Annotated in this window: 23 protein-coding genes; 16 read left to right on the forward strand and 7 right to left on the reverse strand. The window is 50.0% G+C overall.

Annotation, left to right across the window (positions count from 1 at the left end):
• Positions 1–334: 334 nt before the first annotated feature.
• Positions 335–1,570, reverse strand: coding sequence for a methionine gamma-lyase family protein (locus ACJ2PR_RS07880; RefSeq protein ID WP_446876623.1), 1,236 nt, complete (start codon positions 1,568–1,570; stop codon positions 335–337).
• 193 nt (positions 1,571–1,763) lie between these two features.
• Between ACJ2PR_RS07880 and ACJ2PR_RS07885 the strand changes: the two genes are divergently transcribed.
• The gene (locus tag ACJ2PR_RS07885) at positions 1,764–2,579 is read left to right on the forward strand and encodes an acyl-CoA desaturase (protein ID WP_446856410.1); all 816 of its coding nucleotides are present in this window, start codon (positions 1,764–1,766) and stop codon (positions 2,577–2,579) included.
• A 445-nt stretch (positions 2,580–3,024) separates the two neighbouring features.
• On the opposite strand, the gene ACJ2PR_RS07890 is transcribed toward ACJ2PR_RS07885, so the two are convergent.
• Both ACJ2PR_RS07890 and ACJ2PR_RS07895 read right to left on the reverse strand, forming a co-directional pair.
• A complete protein-coding gene (locus tag ACJ2PR_RS07890) occupies positions 3,025–4,290 on the reverse strand; it encodes a glutamate-5-semialdehyde dehydrogenase (protein WP_446856411.1) in 1,266 nt (421 codons plus the stop codon).
• A gap of 3 nt (positions 4,291–4,293) precedes the next feature.
• Positions 4,294–4,701, reverse strand: a complete 408-nt coding sequence (locus ACJ2PR_RS07895) for a hypothetical protein (protein WP_446856412.1) — start codon at positions 4,699–4,701, stop codon at positions 4,294–4,296.
• Positions 4,702–5,212: 511 nt separating this feature from the next.
• Here ACJ2PR_RS07895 and ACJ2PR_RS07900 point away from each other — a divergent pair.
• The 4 genes from ACJ2PR_RS07900 (at position 5,213) to ACJ2PR_RS07915 (ending at position 8,393) form a co-directional block, all read left to right on the forward strand.
• Entirely contained in the window at positions 5,213–6,037 is an 825-nt protein-coding gene (locus tag ACJ2PR_RS07900) for a type 1 glutamine amidotransferase domain-containing protein (RefSeq protein ID WP_446876624.1), read from the forward strand.
• Positions 6,038–6,102: 65 nt separating this feature from the next.
• A complete protein-coding gene (locus ACJ2PR_RS07905) occupies positions 6,103–6,429 on the forward strand; it encodes an anti-sigma factor antagonist (protein ID WP_446870670.1) in 327 nt (108 codons plus the stop codon).
• A gap of 93 nt (positions 6,430–6,522) precedes the next feature.
• Entirely contained in the window at positions 6,523–6,993 is a 471-nt protein-coding gene (locus tag ACJ2PR_RS07910; RefSeq protein ID WP_446870672.1) for an ATP-binding protein, read from the forward strand.
• Complete coding sequence (locus ACJ2PR_RS07915) at positions 6,990–8,393, forward strand: PP2C family protein-serine/threonine phosphatase (protein ID WP_446876625.1); 1,404 nt, start codon at positions 6,990–6,992, stop codon at positions 8,391–8,393. The genes ACJ2PR_RS07910 and ACJ2PR_RS07915 overlap by 4 nt, the downstream gene beginning before the upstream one ends.
• Before the next feature lie 224 nt (positions 8,394–8,617).
• Here the strand turns inward: ACJ2PR_RS07915 and leuB are convergent, their stop codons facing one another.
• Entirely contained in the window at positions 8,618–9,700 is a 1,083-nt protein-coding gene (gene leuB, locus ACJ2PR_RS07920; protein WP_446876626.1) for a 3-isopropylmalate dehydrogenase, read from the reverse strand.
• A 144-nt stretch (positions 9,701–9,844) separates the two neighbouring features.
• Between leuB and ACJ2PR_RS07925 the strand changes: the two genes are divergently transcribed.
• Both ACJ2PR_RS07925 and ACJ2PR_RS07930 read left to right on the forward strand, forming a co-directional pair.
• Positions 9,845–9,991, forward strand: a complete 147-nt coding sequence (locus ACJ2PR_RS07925) for a hypothetical protein (protein WP_446876627.1) — start codon at positions 9,845–9,847, stop codon at positions 9,989–9,991.
• Between the two features lie 6 nt (positions 9,992–9,997).
• Entirely contained in the window at positions 9,998–10,165 is a 168-nt protein-coding gene (locus ACJ2PR_RS07930) for a DUF2127 domain-containing protein (RefSeq protein WP_446876628.1), read from the forward strand.
• 78 nt (positions 10,166–10,243) lie between these two features.
• Here ACJ2PR_RS07930 and ald read toward each other — a convergent pair whose 3' ends face one another.
• Positions 10,244–11,329: an alanine dehydrogenase gene (ald, locus tag ACJ2PR_RS07935; RefSeq protein ID WP_446876629.1), complete on the reverse strand. Its 1,086-nt coding sequence runs from the start codon at positions 11,327–11,329 to the stop codon at positions 10,244–10,246.
• A 208-nt stretch (positions 11,330–11,537) separates the two neighbouring features.
• On the opposite strand from ald, the gene ACJ2PR_RS07940 reads away from it, so the two are divergent.
• The 8 genes from ACJ2PR_RS07940 to ACJ2PR_RS07975 all read left to right on the forward strand — a co-directional run bounded on the left by ACJ2PR_RS07940 (position 11,538) and on the right by ACJ2PR_RS07975 (position 19,742).
• On the forward strand, positions 11,538–11,702 hold the full coding sequence (locus ACJ2PR_RS07940; protein ID WP_446856419.1) for a chlorophyll a/b-binding protein: 165 nt from the start codon (positions 11,538–11,540) through the stop codon (positions 11,700–11,702).
• A 278-nt stretch (positions 11,703–11,980) separates the two neighbouring features.
• Entirely contained in the window at positions 11,981–12,253 is a 273-nt protein-coding gene (locus tag ACJ2PR_RS07945; RefSeq protein ID WP_446876630.1) for a hypothetical protein, read from the forward strand.
• Positions 12,254–12,310: 57 nt separating this feature from the next.
• Complete coding sequence (locus tag ACJ2PR_RS07950; RefSeq protein ID WP_446876631.1) at positions 12,311–12,757, forward strand: heavy metal-responsive transcriptional regulator; 447 nt, start codon at positions 12,311–12,313, stop codon at positions 12,755–12,757.
• A gap of 329 nt (positions 12,758–13,086) precedes the next feature.
• Positions 13,087–14,256: a DegT/DnrJ/EryC1/StrS family aminotransferase gene (locus ACJ2PR_RS07955; protein ID WP_446876632.1), complete on the forward strand. Its 1,170-nt coding sequence runs from the start codon at positions 13,087–13,089 to the stop codon at positions 14,254–14,256.
• A gap of 4 nt (positions 14,257–14,260) precedes the next feature.
• Positions 14,261–15,148: a cyanoexosortase B gene (gene crtB, locus ACJ2PR_RS07960; protein WP_446876633.1), complete on the forward strand. Its 888-nt coding sequence runs from the start codon at positions 14,261–14,263 to the stop codon at positions 15,146–15,148.
• Between the two features lie 25 nt (positions 15,149–15,173).
• Positions 15,174–15,860: a cyanoexosortase B system-associated protein gene (locus ACJ2PR_RS07965; protein ID WP_446876634.1), complete on the forward strand. Its 687-nt coding sequence runs from the start codon at positions 15,174–15,176 to the stop codon at positions 15,858–15,860.
• A gap of 243 nt (positions 15,861–16,103) precedes the next feature.
• Positions 16,104–17,423, forward strand: coding sequence for a polysaccharide biosynthesis/export family protein (locus ACJ2PR_RS07970; protein ID WP_446876635.1), 1,320 nt, complete (start codon positions 16,104–16,106; stop codon positions 17,421–17,423).
• A 135-nt stretch (positions 17,424–17,558) separates the two neighbouring features.
• Positions 17,559–19,742, forward strand: a complete 2,184-nt coding sequence (locus ACJ2PR_RS07975) for a GumC family protein (RefSeq protein ID WP_446876636.1) — start codon at positions 17,559–17,561, stop codon at positions 19,740–19,742.
• Between the two features lie 11 nt (positions 19,743–19,753).
• Here ACJ2PR_RS07975 and ACJ2PR_RS07980 read toward each other — a convergent pair whose 3' ends face one another.
• Positions 19,754–20,647, reverse strand: a complete 894-nt coding sequence (locus tag ACJ2PR_RS07980; RefSeq protein ID WP_446876637.1) for a metal ABC transporter permease — start codon at positions 20,645–20,647, stop codon at positions 19,754–19,756.
• A complete protein-coding gene (locus tag ACJ2PR_RS07985; protein WP_446876638.1) occupies positions 20,647–21,471 on the reverse strand; it encodes a metal ABC transporter ATP-binding protein in 825 nt (274 codons plus the stop codon). The genes ACJ2PR_RS07980 and ACJ2PR_RS07985 overlap by 1 nt, the downstream gene beginning before the upstream one ends.
• Before the next feature lie 295 nt (positions 21,472–21,766).
• Here ACJ2PR_RS07985 and ACJ2PR_RS07990 point away from each other — a divergent pair, with 295 nt between their 5' ends.
• A complete protein-coding gene (locus ACJ2PR_RS07990) occupies positions 21,767–22,717 on the forward strand; it encodes a metal ABC transporter solute-binding protein, Zn/Mn family (protein WP_446876639.1) in 951 nt (316 codons plus the stop codon).
• Positions 22,718–22,987: the final 270 nt, after the last annotated feature.

The following is a 22,987-nucleotide window of genomic DNA, read 5'->3' on the forward strand; positions in this document are numbered from 1 at the left end:
TTCTTAAGCCGCCTTTTGACTGAGTTGATGTATCCGTGAAAATACTGTTTAACCTGGCGGCGAACTGCGTCAACAGAGACACCACTACGTGACTTTAGCAAGAACTATCAAAAGTATACCCGCGAATCACTGAGATGCTATTTAAGAAAATAAAGTTGATCAAGGTCGAGGACTGGTGGAAGCACGATCGACACTTAAGCAATCATGCCCCTAATTTTTGGCACGTAAGCAAATGCAGCGATCGACACCTTACGTAATTAGGAAAATATCCGACTATTTACTGACAAAGCCCGCCCCCAATAGCCTGGTTAACTCGCTTCTAAAAAGTCAAAATTTAACGATCGGGTTGCCCAACTGCCTCGATCGCCGCTTCTAATGCGATGGCGATGTGAGTCCAGTGAGTCCCACCCTGACAGAAAACAACATACGGATCTCTCAGTGGCCCATCCGCCGAAAATTCTGAAGTGCTGCCGTCGATAAAGGTGCCCCCTGCCATCACCAGTTCGCTCTCGTAGCCATGCATCTCGCCAGGAACCGGATCGAGATAGGAACCGATCGGCGAATTTTGCTGAATCGATCGACAGAACGCAATAATCTTTTCGGGTGAACCCAGCTTGATCGCCTGAATCACGTCTCTGCGAGGTTCCATCGGTCGAGGATTTACCAAATAGCCCAACTGCTCAAACACGTAAGCCGTCAAATGGTTGCCCTTCACCGCTTCACCCACCATCTGAGGCGCGAGAAAAAGTCCCTGAAAGAGCAGCCGATTTTGATCAAAGGTTGCTCCACCAAAGCTGCCAATCCCCGGAGCTGTCAACCGACAGGCGGCCGCCTCAACCAGATCGGCCCGACCAGCCACATAGCCGCCTGCGGTGACGATCGTGCCCCCTGGATTTTTGATCAGCGATCCCGCCATTAGATCAGCCCCTACCGCCGTTGGTTCTCGATCTTCGACAAATTCGCCATAGCAGTTATCAACAAAGCAGACCGTCTGAGGATTTTGCTGTTTGACGATGTAAACAATTTTTTCGATGTCAGAAATCGACAAACTGGGTCGCCAGGAATAGCCGCACGATCGCTGAATCGACACCAAACGAGTATTGGGATTGATCGCATGTTGTAATCGATGCCAATCGATGGTGCCCTCTGGGGTCAAGTCCAACTGTCGATAGGCAATTCCAAATTCCTTAAGCGAGCCTTGCCCTGTGCCTCGCAAGCCGATCACTTCTTCTAACGTGTCATAAGGGGGCCCCGCCACCGCCAACATTTCGTCCCCTGGACGTAGAACACCATATAGGGCGGACGCGATCGCATGAGTTCCCGAAACAAACTGAACCCTGACTGCGGCTGCTTCTGCGCCCACAATTTCGGCAAAGACGCGATCCAAAACCTGCCGCCCCAAATCGTCGTGTCCATAACCCGAAACGCTAGAAAAATGATGCACCCCGACTCGATGATTTCGATAGGCCGCCAAAACTCGTTTCAGATTTTCCTTGACCTGAGAGTCAATACCAGAAAAAATCGGGATCAGTGCTTGTTCTGCTTGTCGCAGCTTTGTCGAGCTATCCATCTGCCTTTTGTGGGTGAGAACGCTAAAGTGAAGTTTGCGAGTCGGTTTAACCTGCCTGGACAGCCTGTTCACCAGATCGGAGACATCGGGAACTCATTATACGGCCCTGCTCCCCTTGACGACAGCGCTTCCCATTCAGGTCACTTCTTCGTACAGACTATAGGCACTGTATTCAAAATATCGAGACAACTGCATGACTGTCGCAACTTCAAAACAACTTCGCTTAGATATGCCCGTCATTTTATTTATGGCTGCGGTGCATATTGGGGCGCTCTTTGCGCTCTTGCCGAGCAACTTTAGCTGGGCAGCCGTGGGTGTAGCGGTTTTTCTACACTGGGTTACAGGTGGTTTGGGGATTACATTGGGATTTCATCGTCTGGTGACACATCGGAGTTTTCAGACTCCCAAATGGTTGGAGTATTTTTTGGTGTTTTGTGGAGCGCTTTCTTGCCAGGGTGCGCCGATCGACTGGATTGGGATGCACCGGATGCACCACTTACATTCTGATCAAGCGGCTGATCCCCACGATTCCAACAAAGGTTTCTGGTGGAGCCACATGGGTTGGATGCTCTATGAAGTTCCTTGTAGAGACGAAATTGGCCGATACACCAAAGACATTGCTAACGATCCGTTTTATCTCTTTTTGCAAAAGTTTTTCTTTCCGATTCAAATCGGTTTAGGCATCATTCTTTATTTGCTGGGTGGTTGGCCCTTTGTGGTATGGGGCGTGTTTGTCAGACTGGTGGCGGTGTTTCATTGCACCTGGTTTGTCAACAGCGCGACACACAAGTTTGGTTATCAGACCTATGAGTCAGGCGATCACTCCAAAAATTGCTGGTGGGTGGCGATCTTGACCTATGGCGAAGGCTGGCACAACAACCACCACGCTTACCAATTTTCGGCTCGTCACGGCATCAAGTGGTGGGAAATCGACATGACCTGGATGACGATCCAGCTACTACAAGCTCTGGGATTAGCAACCAAGGTCAAACTGGCAGGCGACGAGTAGAAAGCGGCCTGTGAGAATCGCGATCGATTTTCCATCGCACTGTTGAACTACTTTTGAACTAATGACTGAGTGTAGAGGCAATCTTTGACCACCCTAAAACTTTTGGGTATGAGAGAAAATTGCCTCTACGTTAACGTGAATTCGATGGAATTTTCTCGCTTCGTTATTCAGCACTTCTGCCCCCCAACCCCCCAATTTTGGGGGACTTTGAGACAATATTTCTCGTTCAAAGTCCCTCACTTGTGGGGGATTTAGGGGGCTGAAGCCGATCGAAACGAAGCGAGTCACTCTCATCGAACTGACGTTACGTTAAAGATTGTGAACTAAATAAAACCGTTATCTATACCACCGCCAACGCTTCAAATCGCTGCGTTTCTAGTCTTCGGGGTTATTAAATTTACAGTCCTAACCTGTAGCCAGTAGATCAGTCGGCGATCGTCCTTCCTCAAAACTGCCCAGTCCCCTGCACAATATGCTTCATCGTCGTCAGCGTCTCCAGTCCAATCAAGCCCCGGCGGTGACCTTTTTGGTTAGACATGCCTAGAAAAATTGCGTCACCTCGTTTGGGGTTGCGGTAAAAACGCGGGGAAGCGTTGATGTAAGTGGAAGCACTGTTGACCCCCAGGGCAAATTGGCGGCTCTCTTGATAGGATTCTGTCGCTAGACAGTCGGCATGACCGCTACTGTGATGATTGACCCAATCAATCGCGCCCTCCAGATTATCCACAACTTTGAAAGCAACGACGCGATCGAGATAGGCCTGATTCCATTCAGTCTCTTCTGTGGGGATCAGTTCTGGAAAGTCGCTGACCAACTGAGCATCACCGCGTACCTCAAATCCCTTTTCTCGCAGACTACTCCACAGCATGGTCAGAGAAGAAGGATTTTGTTGTCGATGGATTAAGACTTTCTCGATCGCATTCACCGGATCAGGCTCACTCATGTGACTATCCAAAATCATCCAGCGTGCCGATTCGAGGCTGCCAGAGGGCGACCAATAGAGATAACAATTGCCCATCGCCGACTTTAATACAGGCGCTGCCGACTGCCGAACCACTTGCTGCACCAGACTTGGCCGACCATAGGGGATCACTAGATTCAAATAGCGATCGTGGATCACCAAATCCCGAATCGAAGACCCCTGATCCGCCGGGAGGGGTTGTAAACAACCGATTGGAAGTTCTGCATCTTCGATCGCTTCTTGCAGGGCTTGAGCAATCACCGCGTTGGAATGACTCGCCTCACTGCCGCCTTTAAGAATCAGACTATTCCCTGTTTTAACACAGAGACCTGCGGCGATCGCGCCCAATTCGGGAAACGCCTCATAGACTAGGGCAATCACCCCCAAAGGCATCATTTGCGAATAGGTCTGGCACTGATCCACCTGAAAGTTTGCGGTCATGACGCGACCGATCGGATCAGGCAACTCGCTCAGATGTTGCAAAATCTGGACGGTGTTTTGAATCCGCTCTGGGGTCAGTTTGAGCCACTCCAGCAACAACTCAGGGACGGCCATTTCTCGACTCATCTCTAGGTCGATCGTATTGGACTCCAAAATTTCGTCCTGATGCCGCTTGAGCGCCTGCGCCATAATCTGAACCGCCCGACTGCGAACGGTTCCCTTGATAGTCGCGAGTTGTAGAGAAGCTCGGTGGGCGTTTTGGATAGCAGCGGTCGGGTCTAAAACAGTCCCCAAAGAGTCATTAGTCATGGGTCAACGCCGATAAGCCAGCCAGACCATGAGCGCGGGCAAGACTGCCAACAACAGCGCCACGATCGCCCAGAGAATGATATTCACGTTGGAGGAGCTTCGCAGCGCCACAGGTAGCCCAATACTCAGCAGCACCAGCACAATTCCTAACGCTAGAGGCAGATAGCTATCGCCTAGACCGGGGTGCACCACATTCCACTGATGCCCTGTCCAGCGCCACGATCGCTTATAGGGATAGCTCGTAGACAACTGCTCGATAACGTATCCGCCTTCTTCAACGACAAAGATCTGTTGACAGCGACTACACCCAAAGGCTTCGGTGAGCGTAATCGGAGTCAAACGTCCGCGCCGTCGGCAGGGGCAGGGGTAGTCGATATTGAGTTCGATCTTGTGGGCTTTTTGAGGTTGCACAAGCGGCACTAGAACAGGATTTTCTTAAATTATCGTCAAATCAGTTGGGCAGACGTGAAATCCAGGCGAGAAATTCACTATGCGACTTGAGAACCACCGCTTGAGAGTGGGTAATTCTCCTGATTGAGAAACTTGATAGCTCATTGTAGGGGGCACCACGATCGAAATTCTATCACTCTCCACTCAAACACAGCCCCCCCGATTTTGGTGAGATTTTAATCAAAAGCTGCACAAAAAAGGTTCCATTCTATATTTTGGCGGCTGCACTCTCCCAGTTTGGCTCGCTTACCGTCTTGATCCTGTTTGTTCTTTAAATTCTGGGGAACTTTATACTCAACCTCCTGTTAGGTAAAAAATTTAACAAGAAGTTCAGGGTTTGTACCAGTTAAGCCTGAAACTAATTGGTCTACCAAGAAGATTTTGTTTAAGTTTGCCAACCAGGTTGGTTCAGTTCACCCGCCTCTAGTCAAACGTGGACTATGTGAGGCGATCGGTTTAAGGCAGTCACTTCATGAAACACATTCTAATCGTCTTATCTGAGTGGGGATACTGGGGCGAAGAGCTAATTGGCCCCCTCGAAACCTTCGATCGCGCAGGCTACGAAGTCACCTTTGCAACGCCTAAAGGCAAGCGTCCGGTTGCCCTGCCTCCTAGCATGGATCCTCACTACATTGACCCACCTCTGGGGCGCTCTGTCACCTCTCCCCAGGTTGCTGAAAAGGTGCGCTATGTTGACCAGTCACCTCGCTTGAGCAATCCGCTAAATTTGTCTGAGTTGATGCCGGAGATGCCTTATTTTAGTTCTCCGAGCCTGATTCGGGATCTCGAAGCGTACTATTCGGCGATCGACAAAGCGCGTGTCAATGTGCTGTATCAATATGATGCGCTGCTGATCGTGGGAGGCAGTGGCCCGATCGTTGACTTGGCTAACAATCAACGCATTCACGATCTCATTCTCAGCTTTGTCAAAATGGGCAGACCCGTGGGCGCAGAATGTTATGGAGTGGCGTGTCTAGCCTTTGCACGAGAACTCGAAGATCGCAAGAGTATTCTCTGGGGCAAGCATGTCACCGGACACTGCAAAGAATATGACTACCACGACGGTACGGGCTTTATGGGCACCGACTTTAACATGGGGCCGCCTCCCTATCCGCTGGAGTACATTTTGCGCGACGCGACCGGGCCAGATGGGGCATACATCGGCAATTTTGGTAAAGAAACGTCGGTAATTGTGGACTATCCATTTATTACGGGTCGATCGACTCCCGATTCTTACCTCACTGGCGAAAAAATGGTGGAAGTTCTAGAAAAAGGTCTGACTCGCTACGGCTGGTAGATCTCTGATAGACCCTTCTATTCATACTTTCATTCAATCCAAGCTCAATTTTTAAGAGGAAGACGATGGCTTTTAGCGCAACCCTGGAAACGACCAATGACATTGCCAAAATTACCTTATCTGGCGATCTAGATGCTAGTTCCGCAGGAATTTTTAAGGCAGAAATCGAGAAGGCAGGCAGGCAGCCCATCAAGCATCTTGTTCTATTGATGCAAGATTTGGAATATATCGCCAGCGCAGGGCTGCGGGTGCTAATTTTCGCAAAACAGAAAATGGGAGCCAAAGCTGATATTTATGTGGTTGGCGCTCAAGAAATGGTGTTGGACACGCTCGAAAAAACAGGTTTTGACCAGAGCGTTATTGTCACTGATACCTATGAAATAGCTGCCTGAGTAACGGGATTTTTGTAGTAGGGAGTGGGGAGAGAACGCACGTTTCCCGACTCCCTTTTGTTTAAGTGATTTTAAGTGATTTGAGGTAGGTGGATGATGCAAATAAATGAGCGAATTGAGTCTCCAGATCTGCAATCTTTGACAGTGCCGGGGGTGTTAGATTCTCTAGACGACATTGCTAAATTTGTCGTTGCGGCCACACAAGCGGCAGGTTTGGACAAGAAGGCAGCCTATCGATTTCGGCTGGCCGTGGATGAGATTGCCACCAACATTATTATTCATGGCTACGAAGAAACGGGTCATCAAGGCGATATTCATTTTCAAGTCAATTTGACTCCAGAAATGCTGACGTTGGCGATCGAAGACACGGCCACTTCTTACAATCCCAATCAACAGGATCTGCCGGACGCAGAAGACCTCAACGAACCGCTAGAAAGCCGCAAAATCGGAGGGTTGGGCGTTTATCTGGCGATTCAAGGAGTCGATAAGTTTATGTACGAACGGACTGGCGATCGCAATCGCAATATTTTTGTCGTCAATCGTTCTATGGCTAACGAAGCATGAAAACCATTGAATCAGAAGAACTACAGCTACTACGTCAGGAAATTGCGTCTCTCAAAACAGAGCGATCGGCCGCAGAAGCGCTGAGAACCTTGCTCGAAAAACTGGTCTCCATGGCCCGCACTCCAGCCAAAGAAGAAGTTCTCAAAGAAACGCTACAAGAAACGCTAGATATCTCCAGACGGCTCACCGATGCCGAACGGGGCAGTTTATTTCTTTTAGACAATGATGGCGTGGTGATCGAGAGCATTCTGACTCAGCAGGATATGACGGGAGAGGTGCGATCGCGGCTCATCGGGCGCGTGTTGGACAAAGGACTCGCAGGTTGGGTGAGCCGTCACAAAACCTTGGGCTTGATTGTCGATACCGAAACAGACGATCGCTGGTTAGAGCTGCCCAATCAACCTTATATCGTACGATCGGCGCTAGCGGTTCCCATTCTCAAAGGCGACGAACTGTTGGGCATTTTGACGCTGCTGCACTGTGAGCCTGAGCAATTTAGTCCAGAAATCGCTAATTTGATGCAAATCACAGCCGATCAGATTGCCCTAGTACTGGAGAATGCTCGACTCTATGGAGTGCTAGAAGACTCCTATGACTCGCTCGATCGCGCCAAACAAGAAATCGAACTCTACTCCAGAGCGCTGGACGAAGAACTCGAAAAAGGTCGGCAAATTCAATTAGATTTTCTGCCCAATGAGATTCCTCAGTTGCCCAATTGGGAGATTGCAGCGTGTTTTTATCCAGCGCGTCAAGTTGCAGGAGACTTCTATGATGCGTTCACGCTGCCAGGAAATTATTTGGGATTAGTAATCGCAGATGTATGTGATAAAGGAGTCGGCGCAGCGTTGTTTATGGCGTTGTTTCGCAGTCTAATTCGCGTATTCTCTGGGCAATTACACGAAGATGATCCCGATCGCACCTTGGAAGCCGTTTCGCTCACCAACGATTACGTCGCTCAAGAACACAGCAATATGAATATGTTTGCGACGCTGTTCTTTGGTCTGTTGAACCCTGAAACTGGGCAGTTGACCTATGTGAATGGAGGACATGAACCGCTTTATATTGTCGATCGCACAGGGGTAAGAGAAACTTTAAAGCATACTGGCCCCGCTGTGGGAATGTTGCCCAAAATGAAGTTTAAGGTGCAGCAAGTCTACTTAAAACCAGGCGACATTTTGATTGGCTACACGGATGGCGTGACAGAGGCGCATTGCCCCCAGGGTAAGCTGTTTGGCAACGATCGTCTCTTACATTGTCTTCAAAAACCCGCTCCATCGGCCGCTGCCTTACTAGAGCAGGTCAAAGTTGATTTGTTTGCCCACATGGACAACGCCACTCAGTTTGATGACATCACGATTTTGGCGATTCAACATGCGCCGATCGCGTCTGACATCTTCTAATTAACGTAAATTCGATCAAATCCTTCACCACAATTTTCCGTTTGGAACCGCCCCCTCAATCCCCCACAATTGGAGGACATTACACGAGAGCAATTGTCTGAAAGTCTCCCAAAATCGGGAGGTTGAGGGGCAGAAGGACAGAACAACGAAGCGAAAAACTTCATCGAGATGATAATAGAACATTTCTATAAAACGTCTCTACAGGAGGTAGTTTATGCAACTTCTTATTGGAGCGCTTCGATCAACGCTTGTCCCATCGCCTGACATCCCAAAAGTGTTTTCCCTTCGGACATGATGTCTCCCGTTCGGTAGTCCTGATCTAAGACTTTTAGCACCGCTTGCTCAATGCGATCGGCTGCCGCAGGTTGAGCTAATCCATATCTCAGCATCATCGCAGCACTGAGAATTTGCGCTAGAGGATTGGCTTTATCCTGTCCAGCAATATCGGGAGCAGATCCGTGAACAGGCTCATAAACTCCCGGCCCCGAACTGCCCAAACTTGCAGAAGGCAACATTCCAATACTGCCTGTCAGCATCGCCGCCGCATCTGAGAGAATGTCACCAAACAGATTGCTCGTTACGATCGTATCAAACTGTTTAGGATTCCTGACCAATTGCATGGCGGCGTTGTCTACATATAAATGTGAAAGTTCTACATCAGAATAGTCTTTGGATAACTCGGTGATGCGATCGCGCCAGAGTTGAGACACTTCCAAAACATTTGACTTATCTACAGAGCAAAGTTTCTTCCCTCGTTTGCGAGCCGTTTCAAACGCGACTCTGCCGATGCGATCGATTTCCGATTCGGTGTACGCCATTGTATTCACCCCGCGTTTCTCCCCGGTTTCGGTGGTGAAAATGCCTCTGGGTTGTCCAAAATACACGCCGCCAGTCAGTTCGCGTACCACCATCATGTCCACGCCCTCAACGACTTCCCGCTTTAGCGTCGAAGCGTCAATTAATTGAGGCAAAATGGTTGCAGGACGCAGATTCGCGAATAACTTTAAGCCCGATCGCAGCCCCAGCAATCCTGTTTCAGGGCGCAGATCACGAGGCAGCGTATCCCATTTGTAGCCGCCGATCGCAGCCAACAATACGGCATCACTATTTTTGCAAGCTTCCAGCGTTTCGGGGGGCAAAGGTTGACCTGTTGCGTCGATCGCAGCCCCACCAATCAGAGCTTCTTGAAACTTAAAAGTGAAGTCAAATTGTTCACCAACAACCTTGAGAACATTGACGGCGATCGCCATAATTTCGGGGCCAATCCCATCGCCAGGGAGAAGCGTGATGCGATACTGCTGTGCCATGAGCGTCTTATCTAAAATGTGAAACGGCTGAACATCCTGCGCGTCACATCATAAAACATTTGTAGGTAACATTAACCAATGTCGGGGTTTGAATGATGAATGGGGCTACAGTTTTGCAAAATGAATCTACACCTGAGCAGACCTATGATTGAGAAGGCGAAAGGACTGCAAGATTTTGCCGAATCCTATGAACTGGAGGGCAAATCTAGAATCATTCGCTGGCTTCTAGAAAAGGTTCTTGACTTTACTCCAAATACGCTGCGATTTAGCGCGATCGGGACGGCTATCTAGACGAGTGTGACGGCGATCGAAGCTGTGGGCTTATGGTTTGAGAAACGTTGGGCCCACATTCTTGTTTTGCTGCTGGTTGGAATTAGCATTCCTCTCGAAATCTATGAGTTAATTCAAGGAATTTCTCCGCTCAAACTGATTGTATTTGTGATTAATATTGCTGTGTTTTGGTAGTTTACTTCACACTTTTCCTAAACACAAAGCAGAGGTCAAAGGAGAGTGAGAAGCAGGAAGGGTCAATTCATCTTGCGCTCATCCCAAATCTGGAAACACATCTCGAACAGCAGGATGAATCAACTGATGATTCTGCACATTCAACCCTTTGGCTAATGTTTCATCCTTGCCCAATGCTCCTAATCCATCCGTAGCCAGCTTTAAGACATAGGGAAGCGTACTGTTGTTGAGCGCCTGAGTCGCTGTCCAGGGCACGGCCCCCGGCATATTGGGCACCCCATAATGGACGACCCCCGCTTCGACATAGGTCGGTTGAGTATGAGATGTCGGTCTGACCGTTTCGATACAGCCGCCTTGATCCACCGCCACATCGACAATCACAGAACCGGGACGCATTTTGCTTACGAGATCACGCGACACCAAGGTTGGGGCCCGTCGCCCAGGAATCAGCACCGCCCCAATCAGCAAATCGGCTTGAGGAACGATCGCCTCAATCTGGCTCGAACTGCTGTAAAGCAGCTCAACCCTCGACCCAAACAGCGTTTCTAAATAAGACAAGCGATCGACGCTCAATTCTAAAATGCTCACCTGGGCACCCATGCCGATCGCCATCCGAGCTGCCTCAGTCCCCACGATACCGCCACCCAAAATCACGACCTTCCCAGGTTTCACTCCCGGTACGCCTCCCAAAAGCACGCCTCGTCCGCCCTGCTGCCGCTCCAAAAATCTTGCCCCAAACTGTACCGACAACCGCCCCGCAATAATGCTCATGGGCGTGAGTAAAGGCAACCGTCGATCGGACAGTTCTACCGTTTCGTAGGCGATCGCGCTGACCCCGCAGTCGATCAAATGCTCTGTTAGCGGACGGTTAGCCGCCAGATGCAGATAAGTAAAGAGAAGCTGTCCTTTTTGGAGATACTGATATTCCGTAGCTAAAGGCTCTTTGACTTTGACCACTAATTCTCGATTCCAGATCTCTGAGGCACTTTGGGCAATCTGGGCACCCGATTGGAGATAGTCTGCATCCGTAAAGCCCGACCCGTCTCCAGCCTTTGTCTCCACAAAAACAGAGTGGCCCTGCTCTACCAACACCCGCACACTACTAGGACTCAACCCCACGCGAAATTCCTGATCTTTGGTTTCCTTGGGCACTCCGATTTGCATGTTGACCTCTGTGTCGATCGCATTTCTTTCTAGCTTAAAGCTGGGCTTCTCAGTTAACAGTTACCCTTGTGGCGGGATCTGTGCAGAATCTCGCAGATCTGCTTACAATGAAGCTGTCAGGGTAAAGAATTGTAAAGAAAGCTGGCTCAACCCATTTATTCTTTACCTAAACTCTCAACTTTTCTTACTTAACTGCGAGGCCGCAACGATGACTTCTACACCCACCACTCCCAAAGTTCAAGAACCCAAGTTTGGCTTCAACGATTACGCAGAGCGGCTCAACGGTCGAGCAGCTATGATTGGTTTTGTGGCCGCGCTTGTGGTCGAATATGTCACAGGTCAAGGCGTACTCTCCTGGCTAGGACTTCTGTAGCGCTCAGAATTCTGTAAATCTAAGCAGCGATCGGGCGGGGGAAACTCTGCCCTTTGTTGTATTCAGGGTTGTATTCAGGGTTGTATTCACGCCTAAATCTTCAGCAGTTCTAACTGAGAAGCTTTTCTGTAATTTTGCTTATAATCTTGACAAACTCTAAAGTGAGTTCTCTGAGCTAAGGATCTAATCTTGTGGTTAACACGTAGGAAGATTCAGACGCTTTAAAATAAGAAGTAACGGCGTATAGGCGTAATGATATGAATGCTATCTGGTCGCGTATGTTGAAGTCAGTTTACAAAAAGGAGCCGATTACAGGCTTTGTGATCATTGCGGGCAGCGTGGACGTAGCGATCGGGGGGATCGACAGTAACACTTCTCTCGTCGTCTTTGGCTTAAGTGCGGTCGGAATTGCGCTGGCGCTTCGATGGTGGCAGTTACAGCGCCGTTCTCCTGAGTCATCTGCGCGGGGAGCCGTCTATGCGCTGCCGCCAGCGTCTTCTCATGCCGCGTTACCACCGCTTACAGTGTCCAAAAAGCGGCCGACTCCCTAGCTTGAGAAGCATTGCTGGGAAATTCACCCTTTAGTATCCTATTTGGGATGTGAACTGATGGTTTCTCTCGCGTCTGATCTCCTTAAAATTGGCGAAGTTGCTGAGACGAGCGGACTGCCAATCAAAACCATTCGCTACTACGACGAGATTGAGCTACTCACTCCAACGGTGGGACGATCGCAGACGGGCTATCGCTTGTTTCGCCCAGAAGTGTTCGATCGCCTGACCTTTATCAAACGCGCTCAATCGCTGGGTCTGAGTCTGACCGAAATCAAAGATATTCTCAAAGTGCATGATCAGGGCAAACTTCCCTGTGGCGAAGTCAAACATCACATTGAGGAAAAGGTTTCTGCCATTACTCACCAAATCCAAGAACTCACTACCCGCAAAGCTGAATTGCAGTCCCTACTGACTCACTGGCAAGAACCCCCTTCAGTCGATCATGCCAGCAAAACCATTTGCCCCAACCTGGTGACCCAAAAGAGCGCTTCATCAAACTTTTAGCTTCCCCTATTAAGCGATCGCTCATCTGTAAAGATTGTTTGGTGCGATCGCTGTTCTCCCAGAAATTTCTCAAATCTGAGGTGAAGTATTCAACAGTGGGTACTCTGAAGTCGGAATCATAATCTGTGTGATTCTCTGTACGTACACGGTGCCTTACCTAGTGGTTTTCACGGTGAGGTAAAAGTCAAAATTCACCTGATTCCTGGATGGATTTTACAGACCCTTCAGCGTCGAGCATCTTCAATTGCTTTTCGATCCCTCATCACTAGATCAAGCGCTTGACCCGTTTAGCGATCGGGTTGTCATCGTCCCTTTCTTGCAGCTTTCTTATGCGTAGCGTTCCAAATCCAATTCCTTTTGTTGACCTGACTGCCCAACATCAGCCGATCCAGGCTCAGATTGAGCAGGCGATTCAGGGAGTTCTTAACCGGGGCGACTATGTGCTGGGTCAAGCGTTAACTGAGTTTGAGCAAGACTTTGCGGCGGCCTGTGGCGTGCAATATGGAATTGGGGTCGCCTGTGGCACAGATGCGATCGCCCTCGGTCTGCAAGCCTGCGGGATTGGTGCCGGAGATGAGGTCATTTTGCCAGCCAATACGTTTGTGGCGACGCTGATTGGAGTGTTGCGATCGGGTGCCACGCCAGTTTTCGTCGATTGTGATGCAAAAACGGCTCTGATCGATCTGGTGGCGGCTGAGAAAGCGATCACGCCCAAAACTCGTGCGATCGTTCCCGTCCACCTTTACGGGCAGATGGTGTCACCAACCCTGCTGTTAGGTTTGGCAAGTACTTACGATCTGCTGATTTTTGAGGATGCGGCTCAGGCTCATCTGGCAGAACGGGAAGGCTATCGGGCTGGCTCGATCGGGGTGGCAGCGGCTTTTAGTTTCTATCCCAGCAAAAATTTGGGGGCAATGGGCGATGGAGGAATGGTCGTCACCAAAGACGAAACGATCGCTCAAACGATGCGAGCCTTACGCAACTATGGGGCACCGCGCAAATATTTTCATACCGACTACGGAACCAACAGCCGTTTGGATACCATTCAGGCGGCCGTCCTAGGGGTGAAACTGCCCTACCTGGCAGAGTGGAACCGCGATCGCCGCCGCATTGCCGATCAGTACCACGCTCAACTTAGACCACTCCAAACTCAGGGTATTTTACCAATTCAAAATCAGTCTGGTAGCGGGCACGTCTATCATCTTTATATCGTCAGAGCGTTAGAGGTAGGCTGTCAGGTCGATCGTGAAACCATTCAGGAAAAACTCAATCATCAGGGCATCCAAACCGGAATTCACTACCCGCTGCCTTGCCATCTCCAGCCCGCCTTCGTCAATTTGGGCTATCGATCAGGAGATTTTCCAGTTGCAGAAACCCTCTGTCGAGAAATTCTCTCGCTGCCAATGTATCCAGGGTTGACCAAGGCGCAAATTGATCAAGTGGTGACTGCGCTCGACACCGTGTTATCTCCGTCCTCGTCTTTAAAAATTTCTGCTTAACGCCATGCGAACTGCTCGCCTCTCTCCAACGCTCATCGATCGCTACTGGAGTGACCTCGCCCTGTGGGGATTGCTGACGCTACTCTATGCGCCACTCTTGCTGCACTGGTGTGATGGCTGGCTGCGAAAGAGCATTAGCATCGAACACGAATACTTTAGCCACGGTTTAATTGGGCTACCTTTTGCAGGCTACATCATCTGGACAAATCGCAAACGCTGGCAGCGGATTGGCGACGGTGAGCGACCAAGACTCTGGAAGTTTGCCGGAGCCATCTTGTTACTGTTGGCGGGTGTGCTTTATCTAAGTGGGCTACCCGATTTTGTTAATCTGTCTCTCCCAGTTCTGTTGATCGGGATTTGTCTGTGGCTAAAAGGTCTACCTGGTCTCAAGCTTCAGGGATTTGCGCTGCTTCTAGTCTTTCTGGCGACACCGACCGAGATTCCCTACCTGATTGCGCCCTACACCTTACCGCTACAAAGTTTCATCGCTGCAACCGCAGGCTTCATTCTCAATCAACTGGGGATGGATGTTACCGTTGAGCAAATCTACCTCTCAGTCGGGGGGCGCATTGTCGAAGTTGCTCCCTATTGTGCAGGACTAAAGATGCTGTTCACCGGTTTATATGTGAGCCTGATGTTGCTGTATTGGACGGGAGCTTTGCGATCGCGCCCCCTTTCCATCCTATTTTTGATCAGTACCGTTGTCATAAGTGTCAGCGCCAACATCGTCCGCAACACACTGCTCACTTACTTTCACGGCACGGGGAATGATCAGGCGTTTGGTTGGCTCCACGAAGGCTGGGGCGGTGATGTGTATTCTGCCTGCATGTTAGGCTTGCTGGTCATTCTGCTTAACCAGATCGATCGCTTCTTTCCTGACGCATCTGACTAATTTCTACCCCACCCATCTTCCCCTCATGATGTCCCTTCGCAAGGCTGTGTCTCTTCAACTCTCCAAGGTCGTTTTGCTGCTACTGTTATTGATTTTGGTCGGTATTGGAACCGTTCCAGGCTACTTATCAGGAAAATGGCGTTGGACAGAGCCACCCAAAGTCGTCACCCTGAATAAGTTGCGGAGCCTGCGTGAAGTCGGACTGCCCTTACCCGGTTGGCAAATAGTCCAACAAAAAACTCCACAGATCGGCGAACATAAGTGGCTGAGTCAGGAGATAAGCCGCGCCAATCAAACAGCGACCTTGCTGCTATTTACGCAAAAGGGCCCGAGAGAGCAGCCCGAAGTGGAATGGAGCGACATCAACGGCTTTCAGCGGTGGAAGACAGATTCCTCCAAACAGGTCACCTTCACAATCGCCACTCCCCCCACGCAGGTGACAGCCCATTTCTTCCGAGGATGGACGGCTGACCAGACCTACGCCGTGCTGCAATGGTACGCCACCTCTCAAGGAGGACACCCGGCTCCGAGTCACTGGTTTTTTGCCGATCGCATCGCTCAGTGGCAAAATCGTCGCGTTCCCTGGATTGCTGTCAGTGTGCTGGTGCCGATCGACCCGCTTGATGACATTCAAAAACACTGGACTGAAGTGGAGTCACTGGCTCAGACCGTACAATCGACGCTGATGGCAGACGTGTTGAAGCCAAATTAGACGGGTGAATGCATCCTATTGAGTCATCGATCCAGTACTCAAAGCATACAATGTCCTCAACTCAGAGAGCCTTGCTCACACCGGGAACAGATTCTTCATCAATCTCATCACTGAAAAGCAGAATGACGGTTGAAGAATAACCTATGACCCAAGATCTCCGTCTCTAATTCGTCTCTAAACTTACAACTTACGCCTCATTCGCCATTTCTCTAATCCACGCCTCATGCCCCCGATCGTGTTGTTATGTCCAAAGTTTTCTCTGTCAGATTAACGGCTTTATCGCTGGTCAGCATTCACTCCATGACCGCCAGTCTGCCGTTTGCGATGTGGTTTTGGGCTGCGGGCACGTCTCCAAAAGCGGCTCTGAGCCAAACGCCTCTACCACCCTCTACCACCCCAGGACAGCCTTCTCCGCCACTCCAGCCAAAGCGCCCTCCAACCTCTCTAGAACTGGTAGAACAAGCCAGACAACGACTACGCGATCGCGGTGAATTGTCCGCTCCGACTCCTGCACCCGTTAACCCTGCCAAGGCTCCGACTGCGCCTGTGGTCGTTCCGACGGTGCCTGTGGCTCCTGTGCCTACCACACCTGCCGCGATTCCCAATAGCTCATTTAACCTCTATCGTCTGGGAACGGGAGACACGGTTTCTGTGGTAGTTCAGCGATTTCCGGATCTCAATTTTCAGGCGGTGATCGATCAAGAAGGCAACATCACAACGCCCTTGCTAGGTAAAGTTCGGCTTCAAGGACTGACGATCGAACAGGCTCAAGAACGGGTGCGCCAGGGAGTCGATCGCTTTGTGATCAATCCAGTTGTGCTGTTGGCGCTGACGGGGCAACGTCCGGTATTGGTGACGATGACTGGAGAAGTTGGGCGACCGGGACAATATGCCCTGCAATTACCGAGAGTTTCTTCGGCGCTGCTGTCAGCCGGGGGAATCACCAATAAGGCAGATTTGCGATCGGTCAAAGTTCGGCGCACTCTCAACGATGGCTCTGCGGTAGAAGAGAGTTTAGATCTGGTACAGCCGCTAAAAGATGGAACTCCCCTGCCGGATGTGCGTTTGCAGGATGGGGATGTGGTGGTGGTTTCAAGACTAGAAGCAGGCGCAGAAAAGGATTACGATCGCGAATTAGTCGCTCGATCTGCTCTGGGCAAAGGTAAAATTACCGTCCGCTACTTGAGTTATGTAACCGGAAGACTTCAGCAGTTCGATCTGCCTTTGGGCAGTACGTTTGTGGATGCGTTGGCGACGATCGGCCCCAGTCCTGACAACACAAATCTGAGTCGGATTGCCCTGATTCGATTTGACCCAGACACCAAAAAAGCCGTCACAAAAGAATTAGATGGGAAAAAAGCCCTCACAGGTGATCTCGCGCAAAACGTTCCGTTAGAAGACAATGACGTCATTGTGATCGGTCGCAACTTGGTCGGAAGAATCACCTACGCGCTAAATGTTTTTACCCAGCCTTTTCGCGATGTCCTGGGATTTTTGCTGTTCTTTAGAGAACTGGGCAACAGTGCCACAAATCTCTTTGGCCCGACCGGAAGAGACCGTTAGACTCAAGACGAGGTAAATCGATACAACAAACTTCTCAAAACACCGCTTCCAGACTGTTCAGCTTACAATCAAAGCACCCTTTCTTTTTCACGTTCATCGGTCGCGACAAACCCTGTTTTTCATCCCCCTGGTGTTATGACTCCGCCCATCGTCAAACGTTACTTTCTAGCTGTAGACCGCTATAAATGGATTATTCCTGTGGGTGTTGCGGTAGGAATGGCTGCGGCGGGCGTTGTGGTGTCTCAACCCGAACCCTCTCCGACCTATCAAGCAGAAGCAACTCTGGTAGCTAACCGTCCGCCCATTAGTTTCTCAACGATCAGCACCGAAGTTCGTCAGCCAGTCGAATCACTAACCAGTGACATGCTGATGCCGAGAGAAGTCATCGAAGCGGTGGGCAAAGAGGTCGGCATTGACCCGCGTGAATTAGCCAGCAAGACAAAAGTGGATGTCAACGTCCCCAAAGCGGTCAGAGGGCAAGCAGCGGGAGCCGCCGAGGTTGTGGTTTCCTACAAGGATGGGGAGCCAAATCGAGCCAGCGAAGTGGTCAGCCAATACACCAAACGCATGGTCGAACAAAGCCGACTAAACAATTCTGCACGGCTGCGATCGGTCATTGATTCCATCAACCAGCGACTGCCCAAAGTTAGGCAAGAGTTACAACTCGCCGAACAATCTCTGGAGCGATACGATCGAGCCGAAGGCCCTCAACTGCTAGCGGCTCAAAATGGTAGCTTGATTGGTGCAATCACGGGCAGCGAAACTCAGCAGCGACAGCTTCAACTCCAACTCCAAGGTGTGAATGCTCAGATTGCCAGTATCGAGCAACGGTTAGGACTCGACCCCAATCAAGCTTATGCCTCTTCTGCTCTGAGTGCTGACCCGATCATCGGCGGTCTTCGTGCTCAAATTCAGCAAATCGAATCTCAGTTAGCCGTTCTCAGCAAAGATTTGCGTCCAGAACACCCCACTATCATCACCCTCAAAAAGCAGCAGCAGGCCTACGAAGAAGAGTTGAGCAAGCGAGCGCAAGAGGTGATTGGCGGTGATGGAGGAGCAGCCCCCCTAACGGCAGTTCGTCAAAATAGCAGTCTCGACCCAGCTCGTCAACAGCTTGCCAATACCCTGGTCGCCCTCAAGACTCAGCAAGAAAGCCTACAGCAGCAATTGATTGGCACGGTGCGATCGGAGCAAACTCTTCGGCAACAGTACTCAACAATTCCTAATAAGCAACTGGAGCGGACTCGCCTAGAAGATCAGGTAAAGCTCAAGAAAGCCCTTCATGATCAGATGCAAGCAAAGCTGGTTGATGCAAGAGCCGCCGAAGCTGAAACTGTCAGTAGTCTGAGTCTATCTCAAGCGCCTGCGGTCAAAGCGAGCGAAGTCAAAGCACCCAAGAGCATTCCGGTGACGTTGGCGATCGGCGGTTTGGTCGGGCTACTGGTTGGGGGCGGGTTGATTTTCCTGCTGGATACGCTAGAAGGCAAATTTTACACCGAAGAAGATCTGCGAGAGGCGCTTCGCCAACGGGATGTCACCATTTTGGGAGCGTTGCCGCTGGTCAAGGTCTGGCAAATTGACGATTCCCCTGTTTTGCTGAGGTCAGATTCGCCTTACGTTGAATATTACGAGCGGTTTCGCAGCAAGCTGCGGTTGGCAGAAGGCAAAGCCCGAATGGTGCTAATCACAAGCACGATCGACCAGGAAGGTAAAACCGTCTCCGCCTACAACTTAGCGATCGCCTCCGCCAGAGCCGGAAAACGCACTTTGCTGATCGAAGCAGATTTACGATCGCCGTCTCGATCCGACTATGTAGGCATTGCGCCCGATCCAGATAGCTTAATCGAGCCGTTGCGCTATTACGGGCAGATCAGCGAGTGTATTCGTCTGGCCCCTGAAGTCGAAAATCTCTATATCGTTCCCAGTGCTGGGCCGCAGCGGCAAGCGGCCTCGATTTTGGAGTCCAGTGAGATGCGGCGACTGCTCGAAGATTCGAGAGGACGATTTGATTTGGTAGTTCTCGACAGTCCTTCTCTAAGTCGCTGTAATGATGCGCTGCTGCTAGAACCTTATAGTGATGGCATGGTAATCGTTACCCGTCCCGGAACGACTCAAGAAAGCATTTTGACAGAAGCGATCGATCACCTAACCGAATCGGACGATCACCGCTTGTTGGGCGCTGTCATCAACGCAGTAGACATTCAGCTTCCTCGTGCGGTTGAAGATGCAATGATCGCTGGTTCGTATGAGCCGTCTTCAAACAATGGAACGGGAGCCGATGAGGAAATGAAAGAAGTCACAACCAGCAACCGCAACTAGTAAAGATTGCTTTATTGATTGCTTTTCAATAAGCCACGAATCTCTTTAAGCAAAGGTGATGAGCCAGAATTGCTGCGTGGGTAGGTAAACACGCCATGACGGGGACTAAAGAGCAACGCCAGTAAGAAAAGTCCTGATACGACTAGAACAATCGCTGGCCCCGATGGCAAATTGTAAAAATAACTCAAATACATGCCGCTTACACTAGCAATCACCCCGATCGCGGCTCCCAACAACATGACGTAATGCAGCCGTTTCACCAACAAATAAGCCGTCGCGCCAGGAGTGATCAACAAAGACAGCACTAACACCACGCCGACGGCCTTCATGCTGGCTACAATTGTCAAGGCAATCAGCACCATCAATCCGAGGTTGAGCAAATTGACGGGCAATCCAGCGGCCTGCGCGCCCAAAGTATCAAAGGTATAAAACAACAGTTCTTTATAAAAGGCAACCACCACAATCAGAACGATCGCTGAAATAATTGCAGTATCTCTGACTTCACTAGAAGTAACGCCCAGAATATTGCCAAACAAAAAATGATTCAGGTCGATTTTATTATCCTTTTGGATAACCGTAATTAACGTTACTCCCAGGGCAAAAAAGGCCGAGAGCACAATTCCCATTGCTGCATCTTCTTTAATCGGCGATCGGGCCCGAATCCAAGCGATCGCTACAGTACTCAAAACGCCCGCAATGAAGGCTCCTACAAAAATATTTGCCCCGATCAGAAACGCGATCGCCAACCCTGGCAAAACCGAGTGACTAATCGCGTCTCCCAAAAGGGCTAACCGTTGCACCATCAGATAGCTGCCAACAATGGCACAAATCAGCCCGACCAAGATTGCAATGGTCAGCGATCGCTGCATGAAGCCATACTGCAAAGGTTCAATTAGCGCGTGCATTAGGCGGCGGCTCCCGAAAAGAACATGACACGCCCCCCATAAGCCTGCTCTAAGTTTTCTGGAGTCAGAACGTCTTGACGCTTACCACTTGCGACTAAGGTCTGATTTAACAACAGCAATTCATCAAAGTGGGTAATCGATTCGCCCAGATCATGGTTGACGACGAGGACGGTTTTTCCAGCCTGGGTGAGTTCTTCAAAAACTTCAAAAATAATCTTTTGCGTTTTTTGGTCAATTCCTACAAACGGTTCGTCAAAGCAAAACACGTCTGCCTGTTGAGCCAGCGATCGCGCTAGAAACACCCGCTGCTGCTGTCCGCCCGATAGTTCTCCAATGGGACGGTCTCTGTAAGCATCCATTCCCACGCGGGCAAGAGACTCGATCGCCACCCGCCGACTGACCGACGAAAATCGATTAAACCACCCTGTTTTCTTGACTCGCCCCATCATCACGACATCCCACACAGTCACCGGATAAGTCCAATCAATCTGACTGCGCTGAGGAACATACGCGACTTGATGGAGTTGCTCTGCCAACGGTTTGTCTTGATATAGAACTTCGCCACTGGCCGCAGGGATTAACCCCAGCATTGCTTTGACAAGGGTACTTTTTCCAGCGCCATTCGGCCCAAAGATTCCGACAAGGCGACCTGGCTGCACTGTGAAATTGACACTCTTCAAGGCATCTACTGCACGATATTTGACGCTCAGATTCTGCACAATCAAAGGGGCTGAGGTCGATCGCGCAAGTTTTTTCTCGCTAGTCGGGAAGTGCAGCGGCAGAGGATCAGGAGTCGCATCATTCATAAAGGTGTCAAGCTGCATCACAAATTCTCCAGTGCATCAACTAAAAATGAAAGAAATATGAAAGCTACTAAACTTAAAGTATCCCAAAAGTGAAAAGATTTCCGAAAGTTACAGTGTGAAGATTTGTATCAGTTGTACTTGTTCTCCAAAAGCTTCCAGCGTTTCGCTAGTGACTATTTCTTTCTTTAGGGATTGGTCAAAACTCGACAGTCAGTAATAAAACTTTAAAGGGCATCAAGGCTCTGCGGACTCCTCCCAAATGCGGGTCAAATCACCCGAAGGTCTACAAAATAAGACATAAAATGAAAACTCTATGAAATCTTTTTCTAAGCAAAGTCAACTGAGAACAACCCTGACAGCCATACTGCTGACCTTGACTTTGAGTAGCTGTGCGGCTTCCAGCGGCGATCGCTCGACTTCCCAAGGCAAACCTCAAGTGGTTGCAACCAGCACAATTTTGGCTGACTTAACAGCTCAGATTGGCAAAGACGAAATTCAGCTAACCGGACTTCTCAAACCGGGAGCAGACCCACATACCTACGAGCCAGTCCCAGCAGACAGCGTGGCTCTAGAGAAAGCAAACTTAATTTTGTACAACGGGTACAACCTTGAGCCAGGGCTAATTAAATTGATGAAAGCCGCAGGCAGTAATGCGCGTCAGGTGGCTGTAGGAGAAGTAGTCCCGTCATTGCAGCTAGAAAAAGAAGGGCGCAAAGTTCCTGATCCCCACGTTTGGGGCAGTGTGCAAAACTCAATTCGGATGGCAGAGAAGATTCGAGATACGTTGATTGAACTGGAGCCAGAAGATCGCGATCGCTTTACCCAAAACGCTGATCGGCTTATTGCAGAGCTAAAACGCCTCGACACCTGGATCACTCAACAGATTCAGACCATTCCCCCCAACAGGCGCAAACTGGTTACGACCCATGACGCTTTTCAGTATTACGGGCAGGCCTACTCGTTGGCGATCGCAGGAACGCTAATTGGCATCAGCACCGAGGAGCAACCCAGTGCCCAAACGGTTCAAAAGCTAGTAGAAACCATTAAAGCGGCAGGCGTACCAGCTATTTTTGCAGAAACTACAATCAACCCGACCTTAATTCAAACGGTGGCACAGGAAGCAGGCGTGAAGCTAGCTACGCAGCGATTATATTCAGACTCGATCGGCGCTCCTGACAGCAATGGTGCCTCCTATGTCAGAATGATGGTTGCCAATACCACTGCGATCGTTGAAGCTTTAGGTGGGAAAGTTACTCCCTTTTAGAAGTCACCGTCAAACAACGCCCGTTCGGTCGAATTTCCGCCCTTTTTGACTCGACTCTTCCAGATTCCAACTCCGACGAAATTAAAGTTAAGGTCTCTAGTTCAACAAAGATCCACAATTACCCTCAAACGCGAAAAGAGCCTTCCCTCTCAGGAAGACTCTTCTCAAACTAACCTAACTCAAGCACTGGTCAAGACTAAGCGTTGATAGCCGGGGCAGACAGGGCCACAGGAGCCGCTTGCCCAGCAGCCAAGTCCAAGGGGAAGTTGT

It is taken from the genome of Phormidesmis sp. 146-33 (genome assembly GCF_052939515.1).

Excerpts from the sequence above, each read along its gene's own strand:
- ACJ2PR_RS07880 (WP_446876623.1), bottom strand. The coding sequence starts at position 1,570 with ATGGATAGCTCGACAAAGCTGCGACAAGCAGAACAAGCACTGATCCCG.
- ACJ2PR_RS07885 (WP_446856410.1), top strand. The coding sequence starts at position 1,764 with ATGACTGTCGCAACTTCAAAACAACTTCGCTTAGATATGCCCGTCATT.
- ACJ2PR_RS07890 (WP_446856411.1), bottom strand. The coding sequence starts at position 4,290 with ATGACTAATGACTCTTTGGGGACTGTTTTAGACCCGACCGCTGCTATC.
- ACJ2PR_RS07900 (WP_446876624.1), top strand. The coding sequence starts at position 5,213 with ATGAAACACATTCTAATCGTCTTATCTGAGTGGGGATACTGGGGCGAA.
- ACJ2PR_RS07905 (WP_446870670.1), top strand. The coding sequence starts at position 6,103 with ATGGCTTTTAGCGCAACCCTGGAAACGACCAATGACATTGCCAAAATT.
- ACJ2PR_RS07910 (WP_446870672.1), top strand. The coding sequence starts at position 6,523 with ATGATGCAAATAAATGAGCGAATTGAGTCTCCAGATCTGCAATCTTTG.
- ACJ2PR_RS07915 (WP_446876625.1), top strand. The coding sequence starts at position 6,990 with ATGAAAACCATTGAATCAGAAGAACTACAGCTACTACGTCAGGAAATT.
- leuB (WP_446876626.1), bottom strand. The coding sequence starts at position 9,700 with ATGGCACAGCAGTATCGCATCACGCTTCTCCCTGGCGATGGGATTGGC.
- ACJ2PR_RS07925 (WP_446876627.1), top strand. The coding sequence starts at position 9,845 with ATGATTGAGAAGGCGAAAGGACTGCAAGATTTTGCCGAATCCTATGAA.
- ald (WP_446876629.1), bottom strand. The coding sequence starts at position 11,329 with ATGCAAATCGGAGTGCCCAAGGAAACCAAAGATCAGGAATTTCGCGTG.
- ACJ2PR_RS07940 (WP_446856419.1), top strand. The coding sequence starts at position 11,538 with ATGACTTCTACACCCACCACTCCCAAAGTTCAAGAACCCAAGTTTGGC.
- ACJ2PR_RS07945 (WP_446876630.1), top strand. The coding sequence starts at position 11,981 with ATGTTGAAGTCAGTTTACAAAAAGGAGCCGATTACAGGCTTTGTGATC.
- ACJ2PR_RS07950 (WP_446876631.1), top strand. The coding sequence starts at position 12,311 with ATGGTTTCTCTCGCGTCTGATCTCCTTAAAATTGGCGAAGTTGCTGAG.
- ACJ2PR_RS07955 (WP_446876632.1), top strand. The coding sequence starts at position 13,087 with ATGCGTAGCGTTCCAAATCCAATTCCTTTTGTTGACCTGACTGCCCAA.
- crtB (WP_446876633.1), top strand. The coding sequence starts at position 14,261 with ATGCGAACTGCTCGCCTCTCTCCAACGCTCATCGATCGCTACTGGAGT.
- ACJ2PR_RS07965 (WP_446876634.1), top strand. The coding sequence starts at position 15,174 with ATGATGTCCCTTCGCAAGGCTGTGTCTCTTCAACTCTCCAAGGTCGTT.
- ACJ2PR_RS07970 (WP_446876635.1), top strand. The coding sequence starts at position 16,104 with ATGTCCAAAGTTTTCTCTGTCAGATTAACGGCTTTATCGCTGGTCAGC.
- ACJ2PR_RS07975 (WP_446876636.1), top strand. The coding sequence starts at position 17,559 with ATGACTCCGCCCATCGTCAAACGTTACTTTCTAGCTGTAGACCGCTAT.
- ACJ2PR_RS07980 (WP_446876637.1), bottom strand. The coding sequence starts at position 20,647 with ATGCACGCGCTAATTGAACCTTTGCAGTATGGCTTCATGCAGCGATCG.
- ACJ2PR_RS07985 (WP_446876638.1), bottom strand. The coding sequence starts at position 21,471 with ATGCAGCTTGACACCTTTATGAATGATGCGACTCCTGATCCTCTGCCG.
- ACJ2PR_RS07990 (WP_446876639.1), top strand. The coding sequence starts at position 21,767 with ATGAAATCTTTTTCTAAGCAAAGTCAACTGAGAACAACCCTGACAGCC.